21 protein-coding genes and 1 rRNA gene are annotated in these 23,140 nt (G+C 67.5%); 9 read left to right on the top strand and 13 right to left on the bottom strand.

Going from position 1 to position 23,140, the window contains the following annotated elements:
* Positions 1-329: 329 nt before the first annotated feature.
* On the bottom strand, positions 330-917 hold the full coding sequence (locus ACFQ9R_RS33080) for a TetR family transcriptional regulator (protein ID WP_378996503.1): 588 nt from the start codon (positions 915-917) through the stop codon (positions 330-332).
* A gap of 44 nt (positions 918-961) precedes the next feature.
* Here ACFQ9R_RS33080 and ACFQ9R_RS33075 point away from each other — a divergent pair, with 44 nt between their 5' ends.
* Positions 962-1,870, top strand: a complete 909-nt coding sequence (locus ACFQ9R_RS33075; protein WP_378996500.1) for an SDR family NAD(P)-dependent oxidoreductase — start codon at positions 962-964, stop codon at positions 1,868-1,870.
* A gap of 63 nt (positions 1,871-1,933) precedes the next feature.
* Positions 1,934-3,586: a CocE/NonD family hydrolase gene (locus ACFQ9R_RS33070; RefSeq protein WP_378996498.1), complete on the top strand. Its 1,653-nt coding sequence runs from the start codon at positions 1,934-1,936 to the stop codon at positions 3,584-3,586.
* Positions 3,587-3,617: 31 nt separating this feature from the next.
* On the opposite strand, the gene ACFQ9R_RS33065 is transcribed toward ACFQ9R_RS33070, so the two are convergent.
* The 3 genes from ACFQ9R_RS33065 to ACFQ9R_RS33055 form a co-directional block, all read right to left on the bottom strand.
* Positions 3,618-5,348, bottom strand: a complete 1,731-nt coding sequence (locus ACFQ9R_RS33065) for an alpha/beta fold hydrolase (RefSeq protein WP_378996496.1) — start codon at positions 5,346-5,348, stop codon at positions 3,618-3,620.
* Positions 5,349-5,418: 70 nt separating this feature from the next.
* A complete protein-coding gene (locus ACFQ9R_RS33060; protein ID WP_378996494.1) occupies positions 5,419-5,973 on the bottom strand; it encodes a TetR/AcrR family transcriptional regulator in 555 nt (184 codons plus the stop codon).
* Positions 5,974-6,039: 66 nt separating this feature from the next.
* Positions 6,040-6,990 (bottom strand): NAD(P)H-dependent flavin oxidoreductase, encoded by a 951-nt coding sequence (locus ACFQ9R_RS33055; protein ID WP_378996492.1) that lies wholly within the window; start codon positions 6,988-6,990, stop codon positions 6,040-6,042.
* Between the two features lie 244 nt (positions 6,991-7,234).
* On the opposite strand from ACFQ9R_RS33055, the gene ACFQ9R_RS33050 reads away from it, so the two are divergent.
* Positions 7,235-7,537 (top strand): hypothetical protein, encoded by a 303-nt coding sequence (locus tag ACFQ9R_RS33050; RefSeq protein ID WP_378996490.1) that lies wholly within the window; start codon positions 7,235-7,237, stop codon positions 7,535-7,537.
* On the opposite strand, the gene ACFQ9R_RS33045 is transcribed toward ACFQ9R_RS33050, so the two are convergent.
* On the bottom strand, positions 7,473-8,051 hold the full coding sequence (locus tag ACFQ9R_RS33045) for a TetR/AcrR family transcriptional regulator (protein WP_378996488.1): 579 nt from the start codon (positions 8,049-8,051) through the stop codon (positions 7,473-7,475). The two genes, ACFQ9R_RS33050 and ACFQ9R_RS33045, sit on opposite strands and share 65 nt — an antisense overlap.
* 99 nt (positions 8,052-8,150) lie before the next feature.
* Here ACFQ9R_RS33045 and ACFQ9R_RS33040 point away from each other — a divergent pair, with 99 nt between their 5' ends.
* Both ACFQ9R_RS33040 and ACFQ9R_RS33035 read left to right on the top strand, forming a co-directional pair.
* Positions 8,151-8,819, top strand: coding sequence for a class I SAM-dependent methyltransferase (locus ACFQ9R_RS33040; protein WP_378996486.1), 669 nt, complete (start codon positions 8,151-8,153; stop codon positions 8,817-8,819).
* 73 nt (positions 8,820-8,892) lie between these two features.
* Positions 8,893-9,534, top strand: a complete 642-nt coding sequence (locus ACFQ9R_RS33035; RefSeq protein ID WP_378996484.1) for an HD domain-containing protein — start codon at positions 8,893-8,895, stop codon at positions 9,532-9,534.
* A 91-nt stretch (positions 9,535-9,625) separates the two neighbouring features.
* Here ACFQ9R_RS33035 and ACFQ9R_RS33030 read toward each other — a convergent pair whose 3' ends face one another.
* The 6 genes from ACFQ9R_RS33030 to ACFQ9R_RS33005 all read right to left on the bottom strand — a co-directional run bounded on the left by ACFQ9R_RS33030 (position 9,626) and on the right by ACFQ9R_RS33005 (position 15,752).
* Entirely contained in the window at positions 9,626-10,378 is a 753-nt protein-coding gene (locus ACFQ9R_RS33030; protein WP_378996481.1) for a copper homeostasis protein CutC, read from the bottom strand.
* A gap of 1 nt (position 10,379) precedes the next feature.
* Positions 10,380-11,159, bottom strand: a complete 780-nt coding sequence (gene nagB / locus ACFQ9R_RS33025; protein WP_378996479.1) for a glucosamine-6-phosphate deaminase — start codon at positions 11,157-11,159, stop codon at positions 10,380-10,382.
* Positions 11,159-12,328 carry an N-acetylglucosamine-6-phosphate deacetylase gene (locus tag ACFQ9R_RS33020; RefSeq protein WP_378996476.1) on the bottom strand — a complete coding sequence of 390 codons (1,170 nt, stop codon included), beginning with the start codon at positions 12,326-12,328 and terminating at the stop codon, positions 11,159-11,161. The genes nagB and ACFQ9R_RS33020 overlap by 1 nt, the downstream gene beginning before the upstream one ends.
* A 145-nt stretch (positions 12,329-12,473) precedes the next feature.
* Positions 12,474-14,138, bottom strand: a complete 1,665-nt coding sequence (ptsP, locus tag ACFQ9R_RS33015) for a phosphoenolpyruvate--protein phosphotransferase (protein ID WP_378996474.1) — start codon at positions 14,136-14,138, stop codon at positions 12,474-12,476.
* A complete protein-coding gene (locus ACFQ9R_RS33010; protein WP_378996472.1) occupies positions 14,138-14,401 on the bottom strand; it encodes an HPr family phosphocarrier protein in 264 nt (87 codons plus the stop codon). The genes ptsP and ACFQ9R_RS33010 overlap by 1 nt, the downstream gene beginning before the upstream one ends.
* 4 nt (positions 14,402-14,405) lie before the next feature.
* A complete protein-coding gene (locus ACFQ9R_RS33005; RefSeq protein ID WP_378996470.1) occupies positions 14,406-15,752 on the bottom strand; it encodes a PTS transporter subunit EIIC in 1,347 nt (448 codons plus the stop codon).
* 228 nt (positions 15,753-15,980) lie between these two features.
* On the opposite strand from ACFQ9R_RS33005, the gene ACFQ9R_RS33000 reads away from it, so the two are divergent.
* The 3 genes from ACFQ9R_RS33000 to ACFQ9R_RS32990 all read left to right on the top strand — a co-directional run bounded on the left by ACFQ9R_RS33000 (position 15,981) and on the right by ACFQ9R_RS32990 (position 17,819).
* On the top strand, positions 15,981-16,211 hold the full coding sequence (locus tag ACFQ9R_RS33000; protein ID WP_101469146.1) for a glucose PTS transporter subunit EIIB: 231 nt from the start codon (positions 15,981-15,983) through the stop codon (positions 16,209-16,211).
* Positions 16,208-16,663, top strand: coding sequence for a PTS glucose transporter subunit IIA (locus ACFQ9R_RS32995; protein ID WP_378996467.1), 456 nt, complete (start codon positions 16,208-16,210; stop codon positions 16,661-16,663). Before ACFQ9R_RS33000 ends, ACFQ9R_RS32995 begins: the two co-directional genes overlap by 4 nt.
* A gap of 97 nt (positions 16,664-16,760) precedes the next feature.
* Positions 16,761-17,819, top strand: coding sequence for a class I SAM-dependent methyltransferase (locus tag ACFQ9R_RS32990; RefSeq protein WP_378996465.1), 1,059 nt, complete (start codon positions 16,761-16,763; stop codon positions 17,817-17,819).
* Here ACFQ9R_RS32990 and ACFQ9R_RS32985 read toward each other — a convergent pair.
* Positions 17,801-21,091 (bottom strand): DEAD/DEAH box helicase, encoded by a 3,291-nt coding sequence (locus ACFQ9R_RS32985; protein ID WP_378996463.1) that lies wholly within the window; start codon positions 21,089-21,091, stop codon positions 17,801-17,803. The two genes, ACFQ9R_RS32990 and ACFQ9R_RS32985, sit on opposite strands and share 19 nt — an antisense overlap.
* Positions 21,092-21,681: 590 nt before the next feature.
* Positions 21,682-22,317 (bottom strand): vancomycin high temperature exclusion protein, encoded by a 636-nt coding sequence (locus ACFQ9R_RS32980; RefSeq protein ID WP_378996461.1) that lies wholly within the window; start codon positions 22,315-22,317, stop codon positions 21,682-21,684.
* A gap of 467 nt (positions 22,318-22,784) precedes the next feature.
* On the opposite strand from ACFQ9R_RS32980, the gene ACFQ9R_RS32975 reads away from it, so the two are divergent.
* A 16S ribosomal RNA gene (locus ACFQ9R_RS32975) occupies positions 22,785-23,140 on the top strand; the annotation flags it as partial.

Here is a 23,140-nt window from a genome sequence, read left to right as displayed (position 1 = left end):
CGAGATCAACTCCGCGTTGTCCCCCGCCCGGGGGGCCCGGCGCCTGACCGCCCGGTCCCGCCCGCCGGTCAGGGTTACCCCCCCCCCCGCCCCGAGAACCGGGCGGGGCCGGACTCGTCTGTATCCGGCCGGAGGTGCCGACTCGTAGTCCCGACCGCGCGCTAGGCACCACCGAGCGACATGGACGTCACCGTGCGCGTCGAGCAACCGTCCGGCGCGGCCTGCCCTGCCAGACGCTCATCGATCCAGCGCAGGACCGGTTCGTGGGCGCAGCACGGGTCCGCACTACCGACCGCTACGGGAGTACCGGTCAAGCACAACGAGGCGCATCACGTGCGTCGGGGAACGGATTCGGCCAACGCCGTGCGGGCATCGATCAGGTATTGAGCGAGGTCGCCGCCTTCATGGAGCCAGACTCGGTACGCGGAGAAGAAGCACGCCATCCCGATCTTCGCCCACAGGGCCGGCCGCACGTCGCTGTCGACAGCAACACCGAGTCGGCGGGCCAGGTGGTGTTCGATGAGCTTTTCCACGGCGGCCTGTTTGGCCAGGTCGCGGGCTTGTAGCGCCGGCGTGCTGGTGATCAGGGCGTCGCGAGTGCGCGCCTGTGCGAGTTGTTCGCCGCCGAATCTGCTGATCAGCGGGGTGATGACGACGGCGAGGGTGGTTTCGGGGTGTTCGCCCTCTGGGCGTTCGGCGAGGAGTCGGGCCAGGTCGGCACGCAGGTCATCGTCTTCGGGGAAGACGAGCTCTTCTTTGCTGGTGAAGTAGCGGTGCAGGGTGCGGGTGCCGACTTCCGCGGCCGCCGCGATCTCGGCGACAGTGACGCGGTCGAAGCCTCGTTCGGCGAACAGGCGGAACGCGGTGTCGACGATGGACTGCCTGGTCCGTTCCCGTTTGAGTTCCCGCAGCGACATCGAGACAGTGTCGCACGACTCCACAATCTGGCAGACTGTGCCATATGACATCAAGTGACAGAACTATCGTGATCACCGGCGGCACGAGCGGACTCGGCTACGAATGCGCCAGGAACCTCGCCCTCGACCCGCGCAACACGGTGGTGATCACCGGTCGCGACGCGACGCGAACTCGGGAACTGGCCGCGGCGATCGGCGCGCACGGCATGGCACTCGACCTGTCCTCGCGCCCGTCGGTCGGTGGGTTCGTCGCCGAACTCGTCGCCGCGGACCTACCACCGCTGTCCGGCCTGGTGTGCAACGCGGGCGTTCAATTCACCGGCCGGACCCTTACCTCCGACGGCATGGAGGCGACGTTCGCCACCAACCACCTCGGCCACCTCGGCCTCGTCATCGACCTGCTCGCCCACTTCACCGCACCCGCGCGAATCATCGTGGTGTCCTCGGGAACTCATGATCCCGACCAGTTCACCGGGATGCCGCACCCACTGCGCGCCACCGCCCGCGAACTCGCCTATCCGCCGCCACCGACCGAATCGGCACAGCGCGACGGTCGCCGCCGCTACACCACCTCGAAGTTGGCGAACCTCCAGACCGCCTATCACCTCGCTCGCGAGTTGGCCCCACGCGACATCACAGTGAACGCGTTCGACCCGGGCCTGATGCCTGGAACCGGATTGGCCAGGAACGCGAGTGCCGTCCAGCGGCTGGGCTGGAAGACGATCGCTCGCGCCCTTGTCGTACTCCCTGGAGTTCGCACGCCGCGTGGGTCCGGCGCGGATCTCGCATGGCTGGTCGCGGCACCTGACCGGGAGGGAATCACCGGTCAGTATCTGGTGCGCCGCACACCGGTCCGGTCCTCGGCCGCGTCCTATGACGAACGGGTGCAGCACGCTCTCTACGGCGACAGTCTGGAGTTGCTCGCCGAGCTGGATGCCCGGGCGGATCGCTGATCGGCGACACGCCCCGGATTATCGGGGCTGGACGGCGAGGCGGGGACCGGCAATAGTCCGGGGGTGCGATTGGGTGTTGTGGTGGCGCGGGCGGTGGCCGGTGTGGCGTTGGTGCTCGGGATGGTGGCGCCGGCGACGGCGGAACCGGTGAACGTGGCGTTCACGTGGACGCAGGAGTATTTGACCGCCCCTGACGGCACGCGGCTGCACGCCGATATCCTTCGGCCGCCGGGTGTGGCCGCCGACGCGCGGACTCCGGTGCTGCTGACGGCCAGTCCGTACCGGGCGCATCTGGCATACCTGTCCCAGCCTCGCCCGGGTGGTGGGCCCTCGACCGACAACTTGCCGGTCGAGTGGGCGCTGCGGGCCGGGTACACGTATGTGATCGTCGATCTGCGCGGATTCGGTGGGTCCAACGGGTGCCCGGATTTCGGCGGCCCGGGGGAGCGGTCGGATGTGGCGGCGGCGGTGGAGTGGGCGGCGAGCAGGCCGTGGTCGACGGGGCGGGTCGGCGTGGTCGGCACGTCCTATGAGGGATGGACCGGGATGATGGCGCTGGCCGCGAAGCCGAAGGGGCTCGTGGCGGTGGCGGCGTTCGAACCGGTCGTCGATCCGTACTCCTACCTCTACATGCAGGGCACGGCGTGGAAGTTCGGCGGAAAACCGTTGACCGAGGACGGTATCCGCCCCGCCGACACCGCGGGCGCGGAACACCTGGCCATCGCCTCGACCCCCGCTCACCCCGACGACGGCGACGAGTACAAAGCCAATGCCGTCCAGATGACCCAGGACTGCGCAGCCCGCTACCTCGCTCTCACCACCGACCATAACGGCGCCAACCCGGACTGGCGCGAGCGCGACATGGTCGAGGCCGTCCGCGGCAACACCACCCCGATGTTCCTCGGCCAGAGCTTCCTCGACTCCAATACCCGTGCCGACCGCATCATCGAGGCATGGGAAGCCAGAGGCCCCGGCGAACACCGCGCCTGGTTCGGCCAGTGGGGCCACTCGGACTGCCGCGAGAAGTGCGGCACACCCCACTTCGCCTCGGAGCTCTACGCATTCCTGGACAAACACGTGGCGGGCGCCGATGTCGAGGTACCCGGACCACCGGTGACCGTAGGCCAGTTCGATGGTGGGTGGCGCGGTGAACCCGCCTGGCCGCCTACTGACGCCCAGCGCACAGCCATCGCATTGCGCACCGGCAGCTACAGCGATCGTGGTCTGTTGCCCGGCGCGGACCGGGAAATCTGGTCGATCTCGGCCCCGGTCGCCGAGCCCGTACACCTCGCGGGCCGCGCCACTGCCGCGCTGACCCTCAGCGGCCCGCCGGAAGCGACTGTCGCACTGGAGCTCTACGACATCGCCCCCGACGGACGCGCCACCGTCATCACCCGCGGTATCGCCCCGGTCCGCTCGGAATCCGGGATCCGGCTGCTCTGGCAGGATGCCCGCCTGGCCACCGGCCACCGACTCGGCGTCCGGATCACCAACGCGGTCGACGACGTATGGTCGCACACGCCGACGAACGCCGCCGTTACCGTCGCTTCGGCCCGCCTCGACCTACCCCTGCTCACCACCCCGCGGGAACTGAATCTCCCCGGCGGCGTCCCCATCTGGCACGCACGGTGGCGAACCGAGGAAACCATCGCACTCCAGCCGGAGATGGTGAACGACCCCGCACTCCGGATCGAACTCACGGCTCCGGCCGGGTGAGCGTCGCGGACCGATCTGGCTGTCGGCCCAACTAGCGGCTGCTGCTCGTCGGGTGGTCTTGCGGTGCAGCAGAGACCGATTCGCCGCGCAGGGCACGCGCGATGAGATCCGGATGGGTCAGGTGCGGATAGTGGCCGGTGCCGGCGATCGTGGTGACCGGCCGATCGGTCGGCTCGACCAGTGGGTCGTCCGAACCGACGATGATGTCGACCGGAACGGTGACCCGGGTCAGCTTCGCGGCGAGTTCGTCTCGGGAAGCACCGGCGGCGCGCAGGGCCGCCCACGTGCGCTGGGCAACGCCAGGTCGTCGCAGAGCCGCGAGAGCGGAGGTAATGGCAGGACCCTCCGGAATGCCCAGTCGTGCGGCCACTGTCGCGGCGGACATCCGCTTGACGACCTCGGCGGCGAGGGGCGAACCCGTCAGCCGGGAGGCGGGCTGCTGGAGGAAAGCGGGCGCGATCAGTACCAGCCGTGACACCCGATCGGGATGGCGCAGCGCGAATTCGATTGCGGCCCGAGAGCCCAACGAATGACCGACGATGATCGGTCGCGTCCGCACCGGCGCCATCAGTTCCTCCATCCAGTCGCCGGCCGACTGCGCGGACACCGCCGAGCGCCCGAGCCCGGGAAGGTCGGCCGCCAGGGTAGGGGCATCCAACTCCCGCACCACGTCGGACCATGATTCGCTGTCGAGCGGAATCCCGTGCAACAGCACATATTCCGGGTCGGTTCGCTCGCCGACCAACCAGGTCCCGTCACGGAATCCGGATTTCGGTGTGGGTGCGACGGTGCCGTTGCGGCCGGCGACGATCCCGTCGGCGTAGGTGCGCAGCAGTTCGTCGACCGGCGGATGGCTGATGCCGAGACGCTGTGCGATGGCGTCGCTTCGGCTGGTGTCGTACCGATCGCTGCTGAGAAAGGACAGCGCTTCGGGATCGGCGTGGGTCACTGCCCTGGGCAATCGACGAACCAGCGCGGTCGGCAGCGTGAAGCGCGGCGCGCCGACGTGCAGATGGTCGGCGACGAGCCGAATCAGTTCGGGCAGTACGGGAGTCGCGGCATCCAGCAGCGGATACGACTTGCCGACCGTATCGGCGTGCGTGGGCAGTCCCACGATGAACCGGGCCACGTAGTCGAGATCGACCACCGGAACGAAGGTATCGGCCGAGCCCGGCAACGCGGGCAACCGGCCCTGCCAGAGATTGTCGATGATGTCGGAGAGCCCGAAGTACTGGCCGGGTCCGAGCACTCCGGCAGGATTCGCCATGGTCAGCGGGATGTCGCGCTCGGCCGCGAGCCGCCGCAGCAGGGCATCGGCCTCGACCTTCGACGCCTCGTACGCGCCGTTGCCGTAGTCCTGCTCGCCCCCGTCGTCGGCCGCGCGATAGCCGGTGATGTGGACGACGCGCCGCAGATCCGGTTGCCGTGCGGCCCATTCCAGCACGTGCACCGCCCCGTCGAGGTTGACCCGCCGCGCCACCTGCGCATCCAGCCCGAACTTCATCAACGCGGCCGCGTTGTACACATCACGCACCCCTTCGACGGTGTCGCCCAGCGCGAGATCCGGTTCGCCGATATCGGTGGTGGTGATGGTCAAACCGGCGGTGTCGACACGCTGCCCGTGGAGCCAGGTCCGCAGCCGATCCTGACTGCCCGCACGCAGTGCGGCGGTGACGGTGTTCCCGTTTCGCAGTAATTCGGCGACCAGGGAGCGGCCGATGAACCCGGCGGCGCCGAAAACGACGGAGTCGGTGTGTGCCATGGTGTCCTACTTTCAGTAGACCGATTTACATATTTTCAGGATATGACGCGAGCTGCGGGTCGGGAACGGCTCAGATCAGCATGTCGATGGTGTCGGCGAGGTGCTGAAGTGGTTGGCGGGAACGGTGGGTGCGGGCCAGCACCAGCCCGCCTTCGATCAGTGCGAGCGCGACCGTGGTGATCCGTTCGGGTTCGGGGTGGCCGAATCCGATCAATCGTTCCCGGATCGCCTCCTCCCAGAGTCGATAGGTCGCCGAACAAGCCTGCTGCACAGCATCGTTGGTCGACGCGGTGTCCAACGCGACGGCCGCCACCGGGCACCCGACGGTCCAGTCCGACGCTTCCAGCTGATCGCCCAGCAGGTTCACCATCTTCCGCGCGAAATCTCGCGCGTCCGTCGCCTCGACCGTGCGGATGATCGCCGCGATGTCGGTGCCGCTCTCGGCGAGCGCCGCCGCCACCAATTCGTCCTTACCGCCCGGGAAATGGAAGTACAGCGACCCGCGTGGCGCACCGCTCTCCTGCACGATCTGGTTGAGTCCGGCGCCGAAGTATCCGTGCGACTCGATCAGCGACCGCGTCGCCCTGATCAACTTGCACCGCGTTTCGGCTCCCTTTTTGCCCACCCGCTAAAACTAGACTGGTCTACATATTTTCGCAATGGCCGACCGCTCGCCCGGTCGCAACCAGCCTTACCCGTGGCGTGACGCCAGCAGTTCGGCGGCGTCCCCGCAGAGTCGGTCGAGGATGGCCGCCGCAGGCTCGATATGGGTCACCAATCCGACACCCTGACCCGCATCCACCGGTGCGAGCCGAGGATCGTCGTCCGCGATCGCCGCGCGAAGGCGGTCGGAATCGGGCACGTCGTCGCCCTCGAGCCGCGACCACGGATCCGTGAACTCGTTGCGCAGGACGCGCGCCGGATAGATCGGTGGCCAGGGCAGATCGAGTGCCTCGTCGAACGCGGTGGTGACGGTGGTGCTGCTGGAATCGGCGGCGAGCATCGCGAGGCGGGCGGATTCTGGCAGCAGAGATTCTTCCGCGGCGGCCAGGCAGGTCCCGAGCCAAGCTCCCGCCGCTCCCGCCGCGAGCACGGCCGCGAGCGTGCGCCCGGAGCCGATGCCACCGGCAGCCAGGACCGGGACGGTCGCGATGTCGAGGACGGCGTCGAGCAGCGGCAGCAAGGCCAATCGGTCGGCGCCGTGGCCGCCACCTTCGCTGCCGCGCGCCACCAGAATGTCGATCCCCGCGTCCTGCGCGCGGTGGGCGCCCGGTGCGTCGTACACCTGGGTGACGGCGAGGATGCCCGCCGCCCGCACCTGGGGTACCCAGGAGAAATCAGCGCCGAAACTGACCGAGATAATCCGTGGACCCGCGGCGATCGCAGCCTCGAGCAGCCCGGTTTCGCGGGCGCGGACCCAGTCGACCAGCCCGATCCCGTCCGGTGCTCCCGCGACATCCAGTTCGCGGCGCAACGCCGCCACCGATCCCGCACTGCCCATGCCGATCATCCCGAGCCCGCCCGCCGCGCTCACCGCCGCCGCGAGCCGTCCGCCTGCCGCGCCGCCCATCGGCGCGTTCACCAGCGGCACCCGCAGCCCCAGCGATCGTGACCACTGTGTCGACAGCGTCTGCTCTGACATCGGTGCACCTTTCGCCACGGCTATGACCCATCCATCATGGCAGCTGATCGGCAGCGCATTCCCGAAGCGATGCGTGCCGGGATTACTCGGCTGGCAGCCGATTCGGAAAGGAATGGGTGACAACGCAATTCGCTGTGCGACTCGCTCCGGCGATCGGCGGCGCGCCGCGCGGAACGAACCTCGGCGCCGGATACGCGGTGCGCGTATGTTCGACGGCAATGCCAGACGAGGAGACAGGATGGCGATGACGATCAGAGATCGCGTCGAACAGCTGGTGACCGAGCCGCCGATCGTGTTCGGCGAGCCGATCGACACTTCCGGCGGCGCTACGGTCATCACCGTCTCGCGCGGTGGTGGTCCGCTGCGGCACCCTCGTCCGGTCGGTGTGTTCGTCGTCCACGAAGGGCGCGCGCACTGGACGCCCGCGATGGACGCCAATCGCATCGCTCAGCTCGGCGAATGGATCGGCCTGCTCACCGGGGTCATCGCGGCGCTGGCGATTCTGCGTCGTCCGCCGTGGCCGGACCTGGGCCGCCGGAGCCAGTGAGCCCGTACAGCGCGAGCGTTTCGAACCGCTGCCACGCCTGGACCGGTGGTGTCGGCGCGGTCGGCTCGATCACCGGACCCAGCACGCCGAGCAATGCCCACGACAGGAACTCGATCGTGCCCGCCGGCTGCTCACCGAGGAGCTCACCGACCAGGTCGGCGACACACTGCCGATAGGCGCGCACGACGGTGGCGGTGGCCTTCGGCCCGATCAGCGGGCGATACACCTCGGGGTACTGCGCGGCGAGATGGAACATCACGCGCAGCGGCGCGAGCGGAGAACCCGGTGTCGTCGTGCGGATGATCTCGCGGCGCAGGAACTCGGTGCAGCTCACCAGCAGCAGGTCGTCCTTGTCGCGGTAGTGCGCGTAGAAGGAGGATCGCCCCACGTCGGCGCGGCCGATGATGTCGCTCACGGTCACCTTGTCGTAGCCGCGCTCGATCATCAGCTCGATCAGCGCTTTGTGCAGCGTGTCCCTGGTGCGTCGAACCCGGCGATCAGGGTGCTCGGCCATCGCTTCCTCCTGCACGGTTTCCCCGGATCTGTTCGATAACGGACACTTCCGGCGATTCTGCTCCTGGTGACGTGCGCGGCAGCGCCCGAGGATGAACTCATGTCCCGAAATCAGCTTCTCACCCCCATGTTCGTCGACGACGCAGGCACCGGTCTGGTCATCGCGGGCCTGCGCCGCTACAACCTCTTCACCACGGTGTTCTTCCTGGGCAGGCACCGTCGTCTGCTCGCCGAATTCATCACGCTCTCCGGTGCGCGTCGGGGTTCGCGTGCACTCGATATCGGTTGCGGGCCCGGCAAACTCGTGCGCGGGCTCGGCAGAGCGGTCGGTCCGAACGGTGCCGCCGTCGGTGTCGATCCCTCCGCCACGGCGGTCGCCGACAACCGCGACCGAGATCGTGCCACTCATCATCGCTACGTGGTCGGACCGGCGCAGTCGCTGCCCCTGCCCGATGCCGAATTCGACGTGGTCACGTGCACTTTCGTCATGCACCACATCCCCGAGTCGCAGCGTGACGCCGCGATCGCCGAAATGTGGCGGGTGTTGCGGCCGGGCGGACGGCTTCTGCTCGCCGACGCGTCCCCCTCCCCTCGGATGCGGACAGTCCTCGTACCGTTCTTCGGTCGCGGTGGCGATCCGTTCGCCGATGCCGATATCCGCCACTACACCGTTCGGGTCGAGGCCGTCGGCTTCACCGATCTCAGCTATACCCAGAGCCGCGACCAAACGGGCATCCTCACCGCGCTGAAACCGGTCGCCCCCCACTGATCCGGGAAACCTGTCGGTGCCCTCGGCTAGGGTCGATCTCGACACGATCACCAATCGAGCACGGGGGTGCGGCATGGAGTTCGATCAGCGCGAAATCGAGGCACGGGAGTTCGCCCTCGCGGCGCATGGCGATCAGCGCTACGGCGACCATCCCTACGCCACCCATCTCGCGGCCGTGCGGGGTGTCCTCGACGATTTCGGCTACGGCGGTGAACTCGCCCTCGCCGCCTGGCTCCATGATGTCGTCGAAGACACCCCGGTCACCGCCGAGGACGTCGAATCGCGTTTCGGTCGTGAAGTTCTCGACCTGGTGTGGGCGGTCACCGGAATCGGCCCCGACCGCAAGGCGCGAAACCAGAACGCCTACAACAAGATCGCCGCGCATCCGAGGGCCGTCATCCTCAAACTCGCCGACCGCACCGCCAATGCCGAAGCCAGCCCGCCCGCCAGCAGCTGGATGGGCATGTACCGCACCGAACATCCCACCTTCAAGGCCCACCTCGGCGAACTCCTGGCCGACGACCCCACCGTGGCCCGCATGTGGGAACGCCTCGACCGCCGCCTCGACCCGTCGATAGCCCCGCCCACCGATCAGTGGGCCGATATCGACGCGTTGGTAGCCGTGGGCGAACACGAAAAAGCCGTTGCGGCAGTACAAGCGGCCTTCGACTGCGGTCCTGGCGAGGCAGAATTGATTCTGGCCGAGCGCTCCTGACACGAGCAGTTGACGGCCGGGCGAATCCGAACCCGTACTGGTCTCATCGCGGCCGGGCCCCGTCGCATGCCGAGTAGGCGAGCAGCCCGCATCAGGCCGAGGGGTGTCCGGAGGCGTTCGGCCGGTCTACCGCGAGCAGTTGACGGGCAGCGGCGACCGCGAGCTCCTCGTCCAGTTGCTCGTGGCCGGAGGTGCCGCCGCCACCGGGTCCACCGTCATCACTGATGACGCGTCGAGCCGACAGATGGATGGCGTCGACGCCCGCCCGGTGCAATGCCGGAATGTCACCGACGGCGATCCCGCCACCCGCCATGATCTGGATGCGCCCTGCCGCGTGATCGACCATTGTGGCGAGTTCATCGAGTCCCTCGGCGCAGGTGGGTGCCCCACCGGAGGTGAGCACCCGGGTCATGCCACCGGCGATCAATGTGTTGAGCGCGGCCGCACGGTCGCGGATCTGATCTATCCCACGATGAAAGGTCAGCTCTATGCCATCGACAGCGACACCATCGAGAACACGACTCAGCCCTTCGCCATCGACCCGGTGGTCCGGGGTGAGCGCACCGATCACCAGACCGGCCGCACCAGCCGAAACTGCCGCGCGCGCATCAGCATTCATCACCGCGAGCTCGGCTGCATCGGCGTACACGAAACCTCCGGCCCGGCACCGGATCAGCACATGGACAGGGATGCCGGTTCCCACCACAGCCTCGATCGTCCCGATACTCGGCGTGAGCCCACCCGTGCTGCCCAGCGCCGCACACAATTCCACCCGATCCGCCCCGGCGCGGCGAGCGCCGAGCGCGCCTGCCGCGTCCTGCACCGCGAACTCGAGGGCGGTCACGTCAGAACGACTGCCAGGCGGGCTTGTTCGCCAGCGCGTACTTGTAGTAGTCCGCCAGCTTCAACTTGCTCGCCGCGGCCTCGTCGATCACCACCGTGACGTGGGGATGCCACTGCATGACCGAGGCCGGGCAGAACGCCGACAACGGTCCTTCGGCGGCGGCGGCGATCGCATCGGCCTTCCCCGCGCCGAGCGCGATCATCACCAGGTGCCCGGCCTCGTTGATGGTGCCGAGGCCCTGGGTGAGCACGTGATGCGGCACATCCTCCGGTCCGTCGAAAAAGCGCGCGTTGTCCTTACGCGTCTGTTCGGTCAGCGTCTTCACCCGCGTGCGCGAGGTGAGCGCCGACCCGGGCTCGTTGAACCCGATGTGCCCATCGGTGCCGATCCCCAGCAACTGCACGTCGACCCCACCCGCGGCGGCGATGGCCGCGTCGTACCGGCGGCCCTCGCCCGCCACGTCACCCGCCTCCCCGTTCGGGCTCAGCACCCGCGCGGGATCCAGGTTCACATGGTCGACGAACTCCGACCGGATGACCGAGAAATACGACTGCGGATGATCTTTCGGCAAACCGACGTACTCGTCGAGCAGGAAGGCGCTGGCGGTGGTGAAGTCCAGCTCGCCCTCCCGGTACCGGCGCGCCAGCTCCTGATAGCTCCCCAGCGGCGACGACCCGGTCGCCAAGCCGAGGATCGCGTTGCCGACTTGCACATAGCCGCCGACGATATCGGCGACCGTACTCGCCACTTCGTTTTCGTCAGCTCGGATCACGATCTCCATCAGATTCCTTCCGTTCCGGCGACGAGCACCCGCCGCGGCCGCAATGACTGGTCGGTGACAAGAATGTCGGCACGCGCGCCGACGGTGAGACTGCCGCGTTCGCCCTCGAGACCGAGAACACGAGCAGGGGTTCGAGTCGCGGAGACGACCGCATCGGACAGCGGTATGCCCGCGACGTCGACGGTCCAGCGCAGCACGTCGACGAGCCGTGCCGTGCCCCCCGCGATCGCCCCGGGCGAACCGTCATCGGTGGCCAGCCGGGCAACGCCGTCGTGGACCTGAACATCGAGGGCGCCCAGCCGATAGCCGCCGTCACTCATGCCCGCCGCCGCCATCGCATCGGACACCAGCGCGATCTGATCCGGGCCGACGGTATCGAATACCATCGTCACCGTCTCCGGCGCCAAATGCACACCGTCAGCGATCAATTCGACCACCATCTGGCCTCGCCCGGCCGCGGCCAGACAGGCGGCGACCGGCCCGGGGGAGCGGTGATGCAGTGCGGGCATCCCGTTGAACAGGTGCGTGGCGGTAACAGGGCCACCACTGGCCTCGGCGATGCGCGCCGCGGTAGTCGCGGCATCGGCATCGGTGTGCCCGAGGCTGGGCAGCACATCGTGTCGGCGCATCGCGGCCAGCAGTTCATCGAAATGCGCGGTCTCGGGCGCCAGTGTCATCGACCGCACCGTTCCGCGGGCGGCCGCGTAGAGTCGCTCGAACAACGCGGGATCGCCGGGAACGATCGCCGCGGGATCCTGTGCCCCGCAGCGGATCGCATTGATGAACGGGCCCTCGAGATGCACCCCGAGCAATACCTCGTCCTCGACGAGATCGGCCAACATCGCCGCCTGTGCGACCAGTACCTCCGGCCGATCCGACACCAAGCTCCCCATCAACCCGGTGGTGCCGTGCGCCCGATGATGCGCCGCCGCGACCCGAGCGCCGTCCGCATCAGCATTGGGAAACCCGAACCCGGCCCCACCATGACAGTGCAGATCGATCAACCCCGGAAGCACCAGATCATCACTGGATGCTGGAAGCCGATCGGGTGCAGGATGATTCGCCGCATCGCCGACCCAGGTGATCAGCCCGTCCTGGAATTCGACGACGCCGTCGGCGATGTCACCCTCGACCGTCCCGACGAGACGACCCCGCACGATTCCCGTCACCGCGAACCTTCCCCATCACCGGAGCCGTGCCCGGCCCCAACACCTGAACGACCCGATACGCCATCCACCACAGCGATCGCGGACCACCACCGGACACCGCATCGCGATCCGACCGACGGCCGGACCGTGTGCACAACAACCTTTTTCACGCCCGCCCGATGATCGCCGCGACCGCCGCCCGCCCCACCTGCGGATTCCGTGCCGCACACGCCGCGTCGGCCGCGTCCTGGCACTGCTGCACATCCACCGCGGCCAACGCCGCCCGTACCGCGGGCAACGCGGGCACCGACATCGACAAACTCGTCACGCCCAGCCCCACCAGCACCGGCGTCAACGTCGGATCCGACGCCGCCTCACCGCACACCCCCACCGATTTACCCGCCGCCGCGCCGGCCGCACCGACCATCGCGATCAGATCGAGCACCGCGGGCTGCCACGGATCGAGCAGCTGTGCGAGCCCGCCCGCCATTCGATCCACCGCGCACGTGTACTGGCTCAGATCGTTGGTTCCGATGCTCACGAAGTCGAGATGCGCGAGCAGATCGGCGGCGCGCAACGCCGCCGCCGGGATCTCGATCATCGCCCCGACTTTGGTCAGCCCGGATTCCCTTGCCAGCGCGGCGAATCCGGCAGCCTCGTCCGCGGTGGCGACCATGGGCGCCATCACCCACAGGTCGGCTCCCGTGGCCTCGCCCGCACGGGCGAGAGCCGTGAGCTGCGTGGCCAGAGTTTCCGGGAACACCGTGCCGATCCGCAGCCCGCGCACACCGAGCGCCGGATTCTCCTCGGTGCCGAGATCGAGAAACGGCAGCGGTTTGTCCGACCCGGCATCGAGTGTCCGCACGACGACTCGTCGACCGGCGAACTGTTCGAGAACCGCTGTGTACGAGGCGGTCTGCTCCGCCAGCGACGGCGCGGACGTCTTCCCGAGATACATGAACTCGGTGCGGAACAGGCCAACCCCCTCACTGTCGATGGACCCGGCCTTCGCCGCGTCGTCGACGGTGCCGATGTTCACCAGCAGCTGCACCGGCGTCCCATCCGCGGTGTGTCCCGGCCCGGTGGCCGCCGCGATCCGCGCCTTGTCCGCCGCTGCCTGTTCCAGTGCTGCCTGCTGATGCTCAGGACTCGGGTCGATCACGACCTCACCGGTGGTGCCGTCGAGCAGCACCGGCACACCGTCGACGAGCCGGTCGGTATCCGGACAGTTCACCACCGCCGGCAACGCGAGGGACTTCGCGAGAATCGCGGTGTGGCTGGTCGGCCCACCCTCGGTGGTGAGCAACCCGACCACATCACTGTCACCCAGCATCGCCGTATCGGCAGGTGCGAGATCGCGCGCGACCAGCACGAACGGATATCCCGGCTCCGGAATCCCCGGCATCGGCAGCCCGAGCAGTACCGCCACGGTCCGCCCGCCGATATCGCGCAGATCGGTCGCCCGCTCGGCCATGTACCCGCCGAGCGCTTCCAGCTTCGCGCAGAATCCCTCGAACGCCAGGTGCACCGCGTGCGCCGTCGGCATCCCGGCGGCGAGTTCCTTCTCCGTGGCGGCGACGATGCCCGGATCACGGGCCATCGTCGCCGACATCGAAAGAATCTCCGCCGCAACACCACTCACCCGTGCGGCCCTGGCGGTCATCTCGTCGGACACGCCACCGAGCGCGTCCTTGACCCGGGCGAGCTCGTCGGCGACCGAGCCGCCGACGGGATCGTGCGCCGATGTCTCGAGCTGCGATCCGAACCGCAACCACGGCGCGCACACCACGCCCGGGCTCACTCCGAGTCCACTGATCACCTGCTCTGGCATCAGGCGGCGTCCAGATCCGAGGCGACGAGTTCGGCCAGCTGGTCCAGAACCGCGTCGGCCCCCTCGGCGTGCAGGGTCACCTCGGCCCCGTGTCCCGCGCCCAGCGTCATCACCGCGAGCACGCTGGCCGCGTCGACCGGCTCGCCACCTCCCAACGAGATCCGCACCGGCACCCCCGCGGCCTGCACGGCCTGCGTGAGTTTCGCGGCGGGCCGCGCGTGCAGCCCCACCTCGGATCCGACGATGACGGTGCGGGTGCTCATTGCCTCACTCACCTTCCAGTTTCTTGTCCAGCTTCGTTTCGACTTCGGCGACCGAGGGTGCGTCGGTTCGAGTATCGCCCGTGGCCGTCAGAGCGGTCTCCGCTTCGACCAGGGCCGCGTCGGGCACACCGGCTTCGACATCGGTTTCCGCCTCGCGACCCGGCGTGCGCAGGTTCCACTTCTTGATCACGAAGCTGAAGAGCACGTAGTAGATCACCGCGTAACCCAGCCCGATCGGGATCAGCATCCAGGCATTGGTGGCCTTGCCGAAGTTCAGCAGGTAATCGATCGCACCCGCGGAGAACGTGAATCCGTCGTGGATACCGAGCGCGTTCACCAGCGCCATCGATGTGCCCGTCAAGATCGCGTGCACCACATACAGCGGCCACGCCACGAACATGAAGGAGAACTCCAGCGGCTCGGTGATGCCGGTGACGAACGCGGTCAGGCCGGTGGAGAGCATGATGCCGCCGACCAGCTTCTTCTGCGACGGGCGCGCGTTGCGCCAAATGGCCAGCGCGGCAGCGGGAAGCGCGAACATCATGATCGGGAAGAAGCCCGTCATGAACGTACCCGCGGTCGGATCACCGGCGAAGAAGCGGTTGAGGTCACCGCGCACGAGCTGGCCGGAGGCGTCGGTGTAGTCGCCGACGAGGAACCAGACCGTGGAGTTCAGGATGTGGTGCAAACCGGTCGGGATGAGCAGGCGGTTGGCCGCGCCGTAGATGCCGCCACCGACGACCGAGTTGTCCGCAACGGTCTCGCCCACCCAGGTGAGCGCGGAGTTGAAGGCCGGGTACAGGAACGCCATGCCGACGCCGACGACGAGGCCGGTGAACGCGGTCAGGATCGGCACCAGCCGCCTGCCGTTGAAGAAGCCGAGGAAGTCGGGCAGCTTCGTGCGATAGAACCGCTGCCACAGTATCGCCGACAGCAGACCCATCACGATGCCGGCGAGAACGCCGTAGTTGATCAGCGCCTGCGCGCCCTTCGGGTCGGTTTTCCCTTCCAGCACGATCGGTGACATCGCTTCGAACACGCCGTTGATCACCATGTAGCCGACCACCGCCGCCAGCGCTGTCGACCCGTCGGCCTTCTTCGCCCAGCCGATCGCGATACCGACGGCGAAGATCAGCGGCAGCCAGGTGAACACGGCCTGCCCGGCTGCCGAGATGACCGAGGCGGTGCTCTCCAGCGCGGAGAAGCGGCCGAGGAGATCGTCCTGGCCGATGCGCAGCAGGATGCCCGCCGCGGGGAGCACCGCGATCGGCAGCATGAGGCTGCGACCGAGGCGCTGCAATCCCGCGAACACCTTCGATTCTTGTTGGGGTGTGTCGGTAACGGCAGTCATGTCGACCTTCTTCGTGCCGGCTTCGCGGCGGTCTCGGCGAGGGAGGACCGGCTTGCCCGCCGATCCGGGTTAACTGTTGTGAACCGGTGTACCTGACGGGTACTGTCCGGTCATAACCAGTTGCCAGTTTGACCAGGTGGAGGTCGGATGTCAACCGCTGAATATGATGTGGCGCACATTCGAGACTCCCATACTGGTACTGGCAACCACCGCCGAAAGGGAGAACAGATGTCCAAAGCGGAAGCGATCGTCCAGGGCTTGGGCGGCGCGGACAATATCGTCGAGATCGAGGCCTGCATCACCCGGTTGCGCACCGAGGTGAAGGACGGTAGCAAGGTCGACGAGGCCGCTCTCAAGGCCGCGGGCGCCCACGGTGTCCTCAAGTCGGGCACGGTCGTGCAGGTCGTCGTCGGCCCCGAAGCCGACACCCTGGCCGACGACATCGAGGACATTCTGTGAGCATCCCGGTCATCGCGCCGCTGCCCGGCAAGGTGGTGGCCCTGTCCGAGGTCCCCGATCAGGTCTTCGCCGAGCAGATCGTCGGTTCCGGCGTCGCGCTCGACCCAGACCGCACCCGCGGCACCCTGACGGTGACGGCCCCCATCGCAGGCAAGATCCTCAAACTCCACCCCCATGCCTTCGTCATCTTCGGCCACGGCGTCGGCGTCCTGGTCCACCTGGGCATCGACACCGTGAAACTCAAAGGCGAAGGCTTCGAACTGCTCGCCACCGAAGGCGACACCGTAGAAGCCGGCGCCCCCATCGTCACCTTCGACCCGACGAAAACCGCCGCCACCGGCTACTCGGTCATCTGTCCCGTCGTGGTCATGGACTCGGCAAAAGACTCCGTCTACACCGACACCGTCGGCACCACCGTCGAATCCGGCAGCCTTCTGTTCGATTCGCCATAGCCACCCTGACCTGCTGCTGAACCTTTCGGTGAGCCGACCCGTAGTCCGTATCAGCGGGTCGGCGTCGATTCGTATCGCGTCAACAGGAGGATGACCGATGACCGGAGCTGAGCAATCCAGTGAGCAGTTCGCCGAGCGGTTGTTCGGGGCCGCGCTCGGGACCATCGACATTCTGGCGGTGCATCTCGGGGATCGGCTCGGCTGGTATCGGGCGTTGGCCGAGGGTGGGCCCGCGGATGCGGGTGAATTGGTCGCGCGGGCGGGTGGAGATCGCCGGTATGCGCAGGAGTGGCTCGAGCAGCAGGCGGCGACCGGGATTCTGACGGTGGCCGCGGACGGGCGGTTCGCCCTGCCCGCCGGCGCTGCCGAGGTGCTCACCGACCCGAGCAGTCTCGATTACCTTGCGCCACTGGCTCGTATGCTGGCCGGTGCCGCCGCCCAGATGCCCGCGCTCGTGCGCGCGTACCGCGACGGCGGCGGCGTCGGTTGGTCCGAGTACGGCGCCGACATGCGCGAATCCCAGTCGGACATGAACCGCCCCTGGTTCGAGCACCGTCTCGCTGCGGGTCTGGCCGGGGTCGCTGATATCCACGCGCTGCTGTCGCGCCCCGATGCCAAGGCGGCCGATATCGGCTCAGGTGGCGGCTGGTCCGCGATCGCCCTCGCCCGCGCCTACCCGGAGCTGGCGGTCGACGGCTACGACATCGACCAGCCCTCGGTGCGGATGGCCACCGAAAACGCCACCGCCCTCGGCGATCGCGTCCGTTTCCACCACGCCGACGCCACCACCGACCTCCCCGAATCCGCCTACGACGCGCTGTTCGCGTTCGAGTGCCTGCACGACATGCCACACCCGGTCGAGGTGCTGACCTCGATGCGCAAAGCCCTGCGTCCAGGTGGTGCGGTGATCATCATGGATGAGGCCGTCGCGCCGGAATTCACCGCACCGGCGAGCGATATCGACCGCCTGATGTACGGGTTCAGCCTGCTGGTCTGCCTGCCCGACGGCATGGCGCATCCCGACTCCGCGGGCACCGGCACCGTCATGCGCACGGCGAAACTGGGGGAGTACGCCGAGAAGGCAGGTTTCACCGCCGTGGAAGTCCTCTCGATCGAGGACTTCGGATTCTGGCGGTTCTACCGGCTCACGGTCTGATCGGCGAGCTGTTCGGTCTCGACCGTCCAGCGCCTGGCGAGATCGTCGAAATAGCGCTGGCTGCTCCACAATCGGTAGTTGCCGATCACGTAGACCCGCCGCCGAGCCCGCGACACTGCCGTATTGAGCACATTCGGATTCGTCGCCGCCCACCGTCGCGACCCACCTGCCGCGGGCGATGTCCCCAAGATCAGCACCACGACCTCGGCCGAATTGCCGTGCATCGCATGGACAGTGCCCACCTGCCGCTGCGCGAACTCCGCACCGAGCACCTCATGCGCGATCTCCTGCGCGCCATGGGCGACGTCGCGGAACGGGCTGACCACACGGATATCGGCCGCTGCCACCCCGTCCTCGGTCAACCGCGCGAGCAGCGCGGCGAGCGCTTCGCCTTCACCGGGAATCCAATTACCTTCGGCCCGTGCGGATCTGACATCGATCCACCGATCGTGCCCGGGAAACTCCGGTCGATCCGGCGTGGCGAACACCAGCAGATCATCGTCATAGGCAATGTGATGTGTGAGCTCGAAAATCGGCCGGTCACTACGCCGATGGACCCGCAGCGGCGAGCCGACCCACACCGGCGCGATCGAATCGGAGGGCATCAGCCAGGTCCCGTACCGCACCCCACGATCAGCAGCCTGGCGTGCCGACGCCTGATCCGGCATCCACTCCGCATCGAGCCCGTACTGCTGTACGAATGCTTCCTGCGCCGAAGTGGGCAGCACACCGACAGGTCCCAGCTGACGATGATCACCGACGATCACCGCCCGCCGAGCCCGCCACAACCCACCGGCCACCGACTGCGGCGCAGCCTGCCCGGCATCGTCGACGAACAACCATCCGAGGGCCTCGGACCCCAGCCCGGCGAACAACCGGGGCAGTGCGGTGAAGGTCGTGGTGATCATCGGCACCGCGAAGAACAGTGTCTGCCATGCCGCCGCAACGGTTTCCGGCTTCGGCTCCACCGCGAGCTCACCACGGATCAACGCGATGGCGACGATGAGATTGTCGCGAATCCGCGGGGCCGCGTTGAGCAGAAACGCACGATGCAACTTCAACGCCGACAGGAACAGCTCGCGCCGCGCGCTCGCGTACTGCTCGTCCGCCCACGGATTGCACAGCTGGAACTGCTCGTCGTCACCCGCCACATCACCGAACGGGATGGTGCGCGACCAGTTCTCGCGCCCCCGCTCGATAACGTCGAGCGCCGTCGCCCGCCGCTCCGTCAACTCGACGTGTTCGCGAATCAGCGTGCGGCCGTTCTCGGCGGCCTGCGCCCACTGCTCCCGCGTGTACTCGACCTCGGTCTGGCGCCGCCGCATGTCCGCCTCGGCGATATGTCGTTCGCGCAGCAATTCGTTGCTGCGCGCGCTCCACCGCCGTCCCGCCCGGAATCCCGTCGAGAGCGATGCCACGAACCCCGGCTTCTGCCCGCCGTGCTCGCTGAGGAACTTGCCCGCCCGGTGGTGCGCGGCCTGCGCGGCCCGCAGATGCTCGGTGGCCAGCTGATGACGTTCGCGCCAGTGCGCGTGCGCGTCATCGGCGTTGGCGATCTCGGCCGCCGTCGACTGCAATCCCGCGTTCATGGTCGGCAGCTCGGCGACCGCGTCGGCGACGTTCTGGCGCGCCTGCGCGAGTCTGCGCACCTCGGCGCGGCGCGTGGTGAAATCCCGCACCGCGGTCGGCCAATCGGGAATCGAATCCGGGTCGGCCTCGGCCTGCTTGAGGATGTCGAGCATCCCGCCGTTCGGTGTCCCGGTCTTCCGTTCGGTGGCGAACCGATCCCCGAACCAGAACTGTTCGGCGAACGTTCGTCGCGTCCCGCCCAGTGCCGCGGCGACCAGTCCCCACGCCGGTGCGCCGCCGACGAGTTCGGCCAGGTCGGTGAAGTGATTGAGCTCGCCATCGATCGCGTCGCGATGCTGGATCTCGGCGACCACATCGGCCGCGGTGGCATCGCTGCCGGTCGCCAGTACCACTTCGAACCCGGTCACACAGTTCGCCAATCGGTGCGCGCCCACCGTGTAGTTCTTCGCCACCTGCACCTGCTCGGTGATCCCGGCGAACACCGCCATCGGATCGTCGAACGCCGCCAGCTGCGCGGCCCGCTCGACCAGAATCCCGGCCAGCAGGTCTCGCAGCATCGTCGTCGTCCCGGTGCCCGGCGCACCGTGCACCGCGAAAATGCCCGCATCGTCGCGCAATTCGGACAGCGCGCGATCGACCGCGAACTGCTGTCCGGAAACCAGCGGATCGCCCGGCCAGCGTCCGTCCGGAATGAGATGGGGGAGCAGGCCCTCGACGACCGCGTCCTGGCGTCGCCGGACATCGATCCGGTCATCGATCGGCAGCGACTCCGCCGCCGAGAGGTAGTCACGCAGCGCCGCACCGATGTCGCCGCGCTCCACCGCTTTCGCGAGCTCGGCGAGGTTTGTGCCGAGCCCGCTGTTCAGGCGATCCTCGGCAGCGTCACTGTCGGCGTCGCGCGCCGCGACCTGAATGCACGCCACCCGCACACCGCCGGCCCGCAATTCCGATCGAATGCCCAGCGCGGCACACAGTTCACCGGTGAAGATCTGCAGGTCGCGGCCGGTCAATCGGGGGGCATCGACGACGTCGTCGTCAGACAGAACGGCGAACCGTTCGGCGAAGGCCAACGCCGACATCCCGGCGAGACCGGGCGAGATGACGCCATCCGCTCCCGCCGCGAGCACCGAAGCCGCTACCCCGCGGCCTGCCACGTCCAGCGCACGCCATCGCGGTGCCGGACCCATCTGTTCGGCATCGGGGTGAGTTTCTCGCGTCAGCGTGTCGAGCGCGGCGGTGAAGGCCGCCGAGTCGTGGTCGAATCCGTCGGCCCAGCCGACGTCGCCGGGCCCTGGTGCGCGCAGCCGGTTCACGGCCCACGCCAGCCCCGACAACGTCGCCGAGCCTTCGACAACCACTCCGCCGTCGGTCAACGTCACCGCGAAAGCCGCTGTGGTCCCGGCCCGTCGGGCGTCGGCCTCCAGCTGGTCCTCGCCGAATGTCCGCACCAGCGCTTCCCGCGCGCGCCCCACCTCGAACAGTCCGCCGTACACGACGAACTGCCACACTCGCCCGGTTTTCAACGCGGGCAGCGCGGCGAGGTTTTCCCATGGCGCGCGGTCATCGGGCGCGAGATCGACCACCAGTCCGCCGGTCTCGACGTCGGGAACAAGCTGCGGGCCGAACAACTCCACCGTTTGCCAGAAACGCACGAGCCGCGCGGCGTGCTCGGAACCGCCCACGATGCACCCCAATCCGGTCGGCGATCATTGCAGACAACCCCGATCACGGTACGCGATCCGGATCCCTCGAGCACGCCACCCCGGCGGTCGCGCCTGCCGTGGCGAGAACATCGGTGCTGGTCCTGCCGCCGCGGTGAGCACCTCGCCGCCCACAACCGCCCCGGAAAACCCTTTGACTCATCAACCTTGTGCCGCGCACGCTGAGACCATGGACGACTTGGCCCACGCCGCAGACCGATTCGTGCTCGGTGAGCTCCACGGTGCGGACCTGTCGATGGCCGCCGCCGAGGCACTCGCGCGTGGACTCGACAGTCCAGCATTGGTAGAGCTCGCCTGTCTGCCCCGGACGGACTGCGGTGCCGCTCCCGAACTGTTCCGCACCGCGATGGCCGAGCTCGGGCTCGTGCACGACTGGAGGGCACGAGAAGTCGAGGTCAGGGTCGGGCTGGCACGAGCTCACGCGACAGCCCTGCTCGCTGCTGATGCCGCGCCGGCCTTCCCCCATCTGGTCACAGCGCCTCCCGTGCCTCGGTCGGCACGGCCCGCGAGATTGCGGGAGTTCGTCGCTTCTCTGCGCTCCCGGCGCGCTATCAGCGCAGAAGCATCTCCGCCACGGCTTTCGGCGCTGCCAGCCATTCACGAACGTTGTTGCGTGCCTCGGTGACCTGCCTGCACTCGCAATAGGCCACCACCCCGTCGGCCTCGATACCCGCGGCCCGGCACAGCGCGACCGCGCGGGGGAGATGTTGGTACTGGCTCACGATGATCGCCCGGTCGATGCCGAACAGCGACTTCGCTCGCTCGCAGGTCTCCCGCGTGGAAAGGCCGGCACGATCGGATCGGACGATGGCCGGGTCGATGCCGTGGTCGAGGAGATAGCGCGTCATCGACGCGATCTCGTCGCCCGACGAGCCGCCGGCATCCCCGGACAACAGAATCGCCTCGGCCTTGCCCGCTTCGACCAACTCGATCGCCACATCGAGACGTCCCTGTAGATAGGCCATCGGAGTTCCATCCGTCCCGACTTTGGCACCCGGGACGATCACGACAGGTGCGCTGGGCGCGGCCGCGACATCACTTCTATGACCGGACGACAAACTCCACATAGCGATGTTCGCCCCAGCTGTCACCAACGCGAGGCCACCCGCCACGACAAGTCCGGCTCTCGCCATGCGACGCAACCGCTGACGCTTCCCGCTATGTTCCTCCGCCATGCGCACTTTCATACATGAACACTGCGAAAATATCCCCTGACTAGGGGATTTGACATTGCAATTCGCGACACGTAACTTTATTCGAGTCAGAGCGACACGGACACCGACTCAGCCGCCCAGCGGCCGAGACACGAGGTAGGACGATGAGCGCCTGACTGGCTGCGTGTTCAGAGGGACTCGGTACGGATTTGCTTCCGGCCGGTTGTCTGAGCTAAGTTTGAACCCTTGCCTCACCGAAACCCCTCCGAGAAGTTGTGGGTAGAAGTGTGTGCGTGTGTTCTTTGAGAACTCAATAGTGTGTCGATGAATGTCAGTGCCAATAATTATTATTGGTTCCAATCTTTCATGTACCCCCCGGTCGTGGGAGGTTGGACATTGAACAACAGCGAATCTTTTTGCTGGTGTTCGCTTTGCTAGGTTTTCGGACTCTAGTTAGATAATTTTGATTCGCTCTCTTCGGAGGGTTGTTTCGAGAGTCTTCAACGGAGAGTTTGATTCTGGCTCAGGACGAACGCTAGCGGCGTGCTTAACACATGCAAGTCGAGCGGTAAGGCCCTTCGGGGTACACGAGCGGCGAACGGGTGAGTAACACGTGGGTGATCTGCCTTGCACTTCGGGATAAGCCTGGGAAACTGGGTCTAATACCGGATATGACCACTGAATGCATGTTCGGTGGTGGAAAGATTTATCGGTGCGAGATGGGCCCGCGGCCTATCAGCTTGTTGGTGAGGTAACGGCTCACCAAGGCGACGACGGGTAGCCGACCTGAGAGGGTGACCGGCCACACTGGGACTGAGACACGGCCCAGACTCCTACGGGAGGCAGCAGTGGGGAA

This window comes from Nocardia sp. NPDC056541, assembly GCF_042794235.1.
GTDB lineage: Bacteria > Actinomycetota > Actinomycetes > Mycobacteriales > Mycobacteriaceae > Nocardia.
Note: the sequence above shows the minus strand (reverse complement) of the source record. Positions and strands in the feature narration are given on the sequence as shown.